This window comes from Litorivivens sp. (assembly GCF_057445395.1).
The window spans coordinates 24,253-31,566 of the sequence record NZ_JBVBUV010000043.1 but is presented as its reverse complement, the minus strand read 5'-3'; the positions used below and the strand labels follow the sequence as shown (position 1 = coordinate 31,566).

The 7,314-nt window shown below is 54.5% G+C and carries 9 protein-coding genes; 2 read left to right on the top strand and 7 right to left on the bottom strand.

The window, feature by feature from the left end:
- Both AC222A_RS12600 and AC222A_RS12595 read left to right on the top strand, forming a co-directional pair.
- Positions 1-267, top strand: a 267-nt coding sequence (locus tag AC222A_RS12600; protein WP_486775062.1) for an enoyl-CoA hydratase-related protein, incomplete at its 5' end; no start/stop codon positions are given.
- 106 nt (positions 268-373) lie between these two features.
- On the top strand, positions 374-709 hold the full coding sequence (locus tag AC222A_RS12595) for a hypothetical protein (RefSeq protein WP_372765049.1): 336 nt from the start codon (positions 374-376) through the stop codon (positions 707-709).
- Positions 710-1,049: 340 nt separating this feature from the next.
- Here the strand turns inward: AC222A_RS12595 and AC222A_RS12590 are convergent, their stop codons facing one another.
- The 7 genes from AC222A_RS12590 to AC222A_RS12560 all read right to left on the bottom strand — a co-directional run bounded on the left by AC222A_RS12590 (position 1,050) and on the right by AC222A_RS12560 (position 7,244).
- Positions 1,050-1,910: an HpcH/HpaI aldolase/citrate lyase family protein gene (locus tag AC222A_RS12590; RefSeq protein WP_372750466.1), complete on the bottom strand. Its 861-nt coding sequence runs from the start codon at positions 1,908-1,910 to the stop codon at positions 1,050-1,052.
- 55 nt (positions 1,911-1,965) lie between these two features.
- Positions 1,966-2,670, bottom strand: a complete 705-nt coding sequence (locus tag AC222A_RS12585) for an ABC transporter permease (RefSeq protein WP_372750467.1) — start codon at positions 2,668-2,670, stop codon at positions 1,966-1,968.
- A 334-nt stretch (positions 2,671-3,004) separates the two neighbouring features.
- Complete coding sequence (gene groL / locus AC222A_RS12580; RefSeq protein ID WP_372759101.1) at positions 3,005-4,654, bottom strand: chaperonin GroEL; 1,650 nt, start codon at positions 4,652-4,654, stop codon at positions 3,005-3,007.
- Positions 4,655-4,708: 54 nt separating this feature from the next.
- Complete coding sequence (locus AC222A_RS12575; protein WP_372759102.1) at positions 4,709-4,996, bottom strand: co-chaperone GroES; 288 nt, start codon at positions 4,994-4,996, stop codon at positions 4,709-4,711.
- Positions 4,997-5,245: 249 nt separating this feature from the next.
- Entirely contained in the window at positions 5,246-5,737 is a 492-nt protein-coding gene (locus AC222A_RS12570; RefSeq protein WP_372748406.1) for an FxsA family protein, read from the bottom strand.
- A gap of 77 nt (positions 5,738-5,814) precedes the next feature.
- Positions 5,815-6,474 carry an enoyl-CoA hydratase/isomerase family protein gene (locus AC222A_RS12565; protein WP_486775061.1) on the bottom strand — a complete coding sequence of 220 codons (660 nt, stop codon included), beginning with the start codon at positions 6,472-6,474 and terminating at the stop codon, positions 5,815-5,817.
- A 23-nt stretch (positions 6,475-6,497) separates the two neighbouring features.
- Positions 6,498-7,244, bottom strand: a complete 747-nt coding sequence (locus tag AC222A_RS12560) for a fructosamine kinase family protein (RefSeq protein WP_372748408.1) — start codon at positions 7,242-7,244, stop codon at positions 6,498-6,500.
- Positions 7,245-7,314 lie beyond the last annotated feature (70 nt).

Below are 7,314 nucleotides of genomic sequence, written 5' to 3'. Positions count from 1 at the left end.
GCTGACATCGGTCTTATTAACGCTGCCGTTCCGGCAGACGAACTCGATGCGAAAGTCGACGCTCTGTGCCAGAAACTGCTAAACGGTGCCCAGACCGCGATTCGTTCAACCAAAGTCTTGCTGAATATGGAAACCAAACGTATCGCTCACGCGATGATGGATACCGGACTGGCCTATGAAGCGCTGACAGTACGCACCGCCGATCATCGTGAAGCGGTCACTGCGATGAAAGAAAAGCGCACGCCGGTGTTTGGCAAGAAGGACTGAACACGAAAACGATGAGGGAGCGGCAAACTTTGCCCGCGAAGACACTGCCTGGCCCCTCCCACCTAAAGCGATTCACGAGCAGATTACTATAAAAACCGGAGGTACTATGCCGCGCTACAAAATGCTGGTACTGAGCCGCCCGGTCGAAGGCCGGGAAGCAGAATTTAACGACTGGTACCAACACACCCACTTGAAGCAGGTGGTAGCAATCCCCGGCTTTGTTTCTGCCCAGCGCTTTAAAATGGCCAGCAATATGCGCGGCAGTGACGCCTGGCCCTATGCAGCCATCTACGACATCGAAACCGATGATATCGAAGCGGCCCGCCGGGAAATGGAAAGCCGCGCGGTGGATGAACGCATCGCACGCTGCGCCGCGTTTGACTACGACACTGTCTACGCCTCCATCTACGAAGCCGTTGGCGAGACGGTAACAGCGGAATAAAGATCAAATCCACCACCGCGATTGATGGCGACATGGGGGACGTGGAAAGTTACTTTTTCACGGCTACCATTCAGTTCCCAACGAATCGGATAAGCGCTCCGACGTTGTTGCCGGAGGCCACTATCTGGACGTAGTTGAAAAACGTGACGATGCATTGCAGATACTAAAACGGTTTGTAGCCACAGACTGCTATCATGCTGCAACTGCGCCCGATGCGTAGCAACCCTTTGGCAATCTGAAAACAGTCCGAGGCGACCAAAAGCCGATGGATAAAAGTTACGCCTTTTTTCGTTGTTATAACGCAACGTTGTTGGCAATCATCTCCGACTACACCTTCGGGTCAACTGCGAGCTGCAATCACCTCGCTGATCGCCAGATGCCGTTTGGCCTCTTCATAATGCAGTACTTCCACCAGCTTGCCATCCACCACCGCTACTGCCTTTTTCTCTGCCTTTGCCGCCTCCCAGGCATCGATAATGCGTCGCGCTCTATCGACAACATCCGCTGATGGGGCAAACGCCTGATTTGCAGCGTCAATCTGGCTTGGGTGAATCAGTGTTTTGCCGTCAAAACCCAGCTTGACTCCCTGCTCGCAGGCCTCGGCAAAACCCGCATCATCTTTTATGTCCAGATATACGCCATCAAGGATATCCAACCCATGGGCACGCGCAGCCAATACACAGAGCTGCAGGGAGGTCTGCAGGCCGAGTCGGTCCGGTGTATGAGGCACTCGCAATTCCTTAGCCAGATCGGACGTGCCCAACACCACCACTTCATTGCGGGTGTTAGCTCCGCATATCTCATCGATATTAAGCACCCCGCGCGGTGTTTCCGCCATCAGCCAGAGCTTTAGCGTTGAGCCCTCCTGCTTGAGCAGCTGAACCACAGCATTAACCTCGCTGGCGGAATCCACCTTGGGAAGACACAATGCGGCAATAGGGGCATTGGCGAAAGCAACGATATCATCTCGTCCCCAGGCGGTATCAAAACCGTTAACCCGCACCACCAGCTCGCGGTCGCCGTACCCTCCTGCATTGACGGCAGCCAATACCTGCTCACGTGCAAACGTTTTCTGGTCTGGGCTAACCGCATCTTCAAGATCCAAGATCAGGCAATCTGCCGGCAAGGTACGTGCTTTCTCCAAAGCTCTGGCGTTAGAGCCGGGCATATACAGCACGGAGCGACGTGGTCGAATAGTCATCGGCAATCCATTTTATTCGTAGAATGTAAAAGCAAAAAAACGATGTTAACACAGCTCAGGCGGCAGGTTTGGGCCGGAGCATCACCAAAAACCAGGCGGTGGATAATCCCGCCGCGCCAAACAGCATAGTCATCACCACAATCTGATAACGGGCGGCTATCAGCGGCGATACGCCCGACAATATCTGTCCGGTCATCATTCCCGGCAGTGACACCAGCCCCACCGCCAACAGCGAGTTCACCACCGGTATCATAGCCGCCTTGAAGGCCCTGCGACGCGCTGATTCGTAATCGTGTTGATCATTGCGCTCCGACAGATAGCGCTCCGCAGCAAGGCTGACCGCATTCATGGTATTGGCAAATATCATTCCCGCCAGAGGAATCACATACTGCGGTGCGTACCAGGGGTCTACCGCCACAACCAGCTGAGTAACCAGTGCCAGTACGGCCAACCCGACTACGCCGATGGCCAGCGCCGCTTTTCCCAGCCAGCCAGTGCGCTGCTCCCCTACCGAGTTGAGGGAAATCCAGGCTGCCGCTACCAGCATCACAGTCAGCACAGCCAACACCACGCCAGGATGCTCAGTTTCAAATATAAAGGTCAGTGCGTAGCCTATTAGGAGAAGCTGCAACAGCATGCGACCTACCGCGTAGGATGCATTGCCAGCACCGACTGTCCAGTAATAGAACACGGCCAAAGCCAGCACTGCCGGAATAAAGGCAATTGCCAATTGGAGATTACTGATCTCGTAGAGGTTCACACCGGGCTCCCTTGATTCGAAATATCAAGGATATACGAAGTTTGTATCGCGAGGGATGATTCGCCGGCAGGACGACATAAATAGCCTGCATGGCTTGGCCAGTAAGAAAGGGCATAAATCGTCGAAGGGAAATCGAGTATCTCACCGATCACGATGTGGTGGTATACACCTGCGTGCGTACATTTACCTCACCCTACCTCTCTCAAAGAGTGCAGGAGCAAGGATAGATGACGGGATGGGATATCTTAACGACAGCCTATGCAACTGAGTTTACGCAGCACAAAAAAAGCCCCGCACTAGGCGGGGCTTTCGGAAACATCGTTGCTCAGGCTGCTTACATCATGCCGCCCATGCCACCCATGCCACCCATGCCGCCCATATCAGGCATTGCCGGGGCAGGGTTGTCTTCCGGAGAGTCAGCTACCATACATTCGGTAGTGATCATGAGACCTGCGATGGAGCCAGCCGCCTGCAGAGCAGTACGGGTTACTTTAGCCGGGTCAAGAATACCCATTTCCATCATGTCGCCGTATTCGCCAGTGCCAGCGTTGTAACCGAAGTTACCTTCGCCATTGCGAACCTTGTCGAGTACCACAGAGGCTTCTTCACCTGCGTTGGCAACGATCTGGCGCATAGGACCTTCCATGGCGCGCAGCAGAGCAGCGATGCCGGCATTCTGGTCTTCGTTGTCGCCAGTCAGGCCAGTGATTTTGGAAACCGCACGTACCAGTGCAACACCACCACCAGGTACCACGCCTTCTTCTACCGCTGCGCGGGTTGCGTGCAGGGCATCTTCAACGCGGGCTTTCTTCTCTTTCATTTCCACTTCAGTGGCTGCGCCAACCTTGATAACAGCAACACCGCCAGCCAGTTTGGCTACGCGCTCTTGCAGCTTCTCACGGTCGTAGTCAGAAGACGTGTTTTCAATCTGAACACGTACTTCACCAACACGCGCTTCGATGGCTTTGGCATCGCCAGCACCGTCAACAATAGTGGTGTTCTCTTTGTCCATGGCGACGCGCTTGGCAGTACCCAGGTGATCCAGTGTGGTGCTTTCCAGATCCATACCGATCTCTTCAGAGATCACAGTACCGCCAGTCAGAACCGCGATATCTTCCAGCATAGCCTTACGACGGTCGCCGAAGCCTGGAGCCTTACAGGCAGCTACTTTCACGATGCCGCGCATGTTGTTCACAACCAAAGTCGCCAGAGCTTCGCCTTCAACGTCTTCAGCGATGATCACCAGCGGACGGCTGGCTTTGGCAACTTGCTCCAGCAGCGGCAGCATTTCGCGGATGTTGGAGATTTTCTTATCAACCAGCAGGATGAAGGGGTTATCCAGCTCGGCCGACATGTTGTCAGTGTTGGTTACGAAGTAGGGAGACAGGTAACCGCGGTCAAACTGCATACCTTCAACCACGTCCAGCTCGTTGTGCAGGCTTTGGCCTTCCTCAACGGTGATAACGCCTTCCTTGCCCACTTTTTCCATGGCTTCAGCAATGATGCTACCCACTTGCTCGTCGCTGTTGGCAGAGATGGTGCCAACCTGAGCAATCGCCTTGTTGTCGGCGCAAGGAATAGACATTTTCTTCACTTCTTCAACCGCCGCAGCAACAGCTTTGTCGATGCCGCGCTTGAGGTCCATCGGGTTCATGCCTGCGGCAACAGACTTCAGACCTTCGTTCAGGATGGACTGAGCCAGAACCGTTGCGGTGGTAGTACCGTCACCGGCTTCGTCAGAGGCTTTGGAAGCGACTTCCTTCACCATCTGCGCGCCCATGTTTTCCAGCTTGTCTTTCAGCTCGATTTCTTTGGCAACGGAAACACCGTCTTTAGTCACGGTAGGCGCACCGAAAGACTTGTCCAGTACCACGTTGCGGCCTTTAGGGCCCAGAGTTACTTTTACCGCGTCGGCCAGGGTGTTTACGCCTTTCAGCATTTTCTGGCGGGCGCTATCTCCGAATTTGACGTCTTTTGCAGCCATTTTCTTAATCCTTTTACGTTACGTTAGTTCGGTTTGAGGCTTACTCAGCCACGCTCACTCAACGATGCCGAAAATCTCGGACTCGTTCAGGATGATCAGCTCTTCGCCGTCGACTTTCACGGTGCTGCCAGAGTACTGACCGAAGATCACCTGGTCGCCCGCTTTCACGCCAACAGGACGCAGTTCGCCGTTTTCCAGCAGCTTGCCTTCGCCTACCGCGACTACTTCGCCCTGGTTAGGCTTTTCTTTCGCGGAGCCCGGCAGCACGATACCGCCAGCCGAAGTCTCTTCTTCTTCCTTGCGACGAACGACAACGCGATCGTATAACGGACGAATTTTCATTTGCCAAATCTCCCTTTAAATCAAGGTATTACTGTTAAATTTAGGTTGTGTTCGGCGACGCCTGCGTTTGGCCTGCGGCGGCGCCGATTTAGCACTCCCCCATCGAGAGTGCTAATAATAGGTTGCAAGCCCCCCGAGTCAAGAGTTAAAAATTGGGACGGGAGCTACCTGCGCTAAGGTAAATGGGGGCGGATTGGGGGCTTTCAAGGGCCTGATTGAATTTTTTTTAGTTTCTTTTACCTGGGCGGCTTATTCTTCGCGCTTGTAATCGCCATCAATCGTGACGTGGCCATCCCGATCGACCTGGGTTCGCGGCTCACGAGACTCCCCAGCACCCGATGGACCCTCCCCGAAGGCGGCCCCACCGGTCTGAAATCCGGCACTGGCACGCACCAGACCAGACTGGAGCATACGGTTGATAATGTGGCGACGGATCGGCCTCAGCAGACAGCAAAAGCCCACCGCATCGGTGAAAAAGCCTGGGGTGAGCAGCAGTGCGCCGCCCACCGCAAGAAACAGGCCTTCAAGAATCTCTGTGGCAGGCACTTCACCGGCGTTGAGCCGTGATTGAGCCCGAGTAAGGGTACTAACCCCCTGCTGGCGCAACAAGTTAAGCCCAATGAACGCCGTTAGCGCCACCAATGCAATGGTGGGCAAAGCGCCAATACGGCTGCCAACTTCGATCAGCAGCCACATTTCCAGAATGGGAACAGTAATAAATATCAGAAACAGAAATCGCATGGACGAACATCAAGAGAATCGAATCGCCACCTTGCCAAGGCCGGTCGCCAATAGCAAGACCGGCCGGGAAAATCCCCTTAACCGGCGGCTATCACATTGAGGATTGGCCGATGAATATCGGCTTTCAGACCCGTGAGGGCTCTCCGATCCTTGCCGCGCATCGGCTGGGCCAGCTCTTCGGCGCGCGCCAGCAACTGATCGATGGTGGTGGTCGCATCGACCACTCCGGCCTGCTTCGCCTCTTCTCCGCCGAATCGCTTGCCGGTCAATAGAGCATCGCGCAACAACCGCCCCTGTAACTTACCTGTGACCAGCGCATTCATACCTGATTCCAGCGTCATGCCAAGATCAATCTCCGGCAAACACATAAAGCCCTTGTCTGCCCGCATTACGCTGTAGTCGCTGGCGATGGCAATCATAAACCCCAGCCCAAACGCATGTCCGTTAATGGCAGACACAACTGGCACCGGAAATTGCAGCAGGCGCGCAATCATGTGCATGCACGCTTTGACGAAAGCAATTGCCTCTTCCGGTTCGGCGCTGCCCAGATAGTCGAGATCCAGCCCCTGGGAAAAATTTTTATCGCGCCCAGTAATTAGCAGTAACGTCACCGACTCGTCGTCGATCGTGCGATCAAGCGCCGCGTTAAACGCGGCCAGACTCTCGGGGTTAAACTTACCCTCCTCTGCAAGCGTTAGCAGAGCAGTGCTATTGCTGATATCCAGAGTTAACGCCATCGTTGCTCCTTGCGGTCGTGTTGTCAGAGATTTTCCAAAACGGCAAAGCCCTGTTCGCAGCTGGACAGGTAACCATCGCCAAACAGGTTGTAATGATTCAATGCATGGTAGAGATTGTATATCACTCGCTTGCGAGGATACTCCTGACTAAGCGGCAAAGCCTGATCGTAAGCCCGATAAAAAGCTTTCGGAAAACCGCCAAACATCTCGGTCATGGCGACATCCACCTCCCGATCAGCAAAGTAAACCGCCGGATCGATCAGCCACACCCGCTGCGTGTCACACAGCATATTGCCCGACCATAGGTCGCCGTGGACCAGACTGGCCTGCCTGCACTGAGCATTCAGATACTCGACCAGTACGGCACGCACAGCAGCCAGACGTGCATTATAAGCACCGCGAACCGCATCAGCTCGGATCATCTTAACCTGGGCCAGCAATCGCTGCTCCACAAAGAAACTCCCCCAGTCTTCGTACCGCTCATTACACTGAGGGTTTAGGCCAATGTAGTTATTCTCTGAAAAGCCAAAATAGGGCTGAGGCACACGGTGCATCGCCGCCAAGCCCTCAGCCAGCGCGATCGCAAGCTCACTGCTACAGTTCACCGTGGGCCGAATCTCTGTGAGCTGCAACTGCCGCTCATCCACACTCACTACCTCGGGCACAGATACTTTCTCTTCTGGCAGAAACCGCCGCAGCCACTCAAGCCCCCGCGCCTCCACCAGCAATGCGTCCCGGTATGGCGTTGTATTAAATTTGGTATGAATCATTGGACTCAGTGTCAGTTCGCAACTTACAGCAGATCCAGCACATTCAACACAATAGCAGAGTGCCTGTCGA

What these genes read in the sequence shown, in the direction of transcription:
- AC222A_RS12595 (WP_372765049.1), top strand. Translation starts at nt 374, where the DNA reads ATGCCGCGCTACAAAATGCTGGTACTGAGCCGCCCGGTCGAAGGCCGG.
- AC222A_RS12590 (WP_372750466.1), bottom strand. Translation starts at nt 1,910, where the DNA reads ATGACTATTCGACCACGTCGCTCCGTGCTGTATATGCCCGGCTCTAAC.
- groL (WP_372759101.1), bottom strand. Translation starts at nt 4,654, where the DNA reads ATGGCTGCAAAAGACGTCAAATTCGGAGATAGCGCCCGCCAGAAAATG.
- AC222A_RS12575 (WP_372759102.1), bottom strand. Translation starts at nt 4,996, where the DNA reads ATGAAAATTCGTCCGTTATACGATCGCGTTGTCGTTCGTCGCAAGGAA.
- AC222A_RS12570 (WP_372748406.1), bottom strand. Translation starts at nt 5,737, where the DNA reads ATGCGATTTCTGTTTCTGATATTTATTACTGTTCCCATTCTGGAAATG.
- AC222A_RS12565 (WP_486775061.1), bottom strand. Translation starts at nt 6,474, where the DNA reads ATGGCGTTAACTCTGGATATCAGCAATAGCACTGCTCTGCTAACGCTT.
- AC222A_RS12560 (WP_372748408.1), bottom strand. Translation starts at nt 7,244, where the DNA reads ATGATTCATACCAAATTTAATACAACGCCATACCGGGACGCATTGCTG.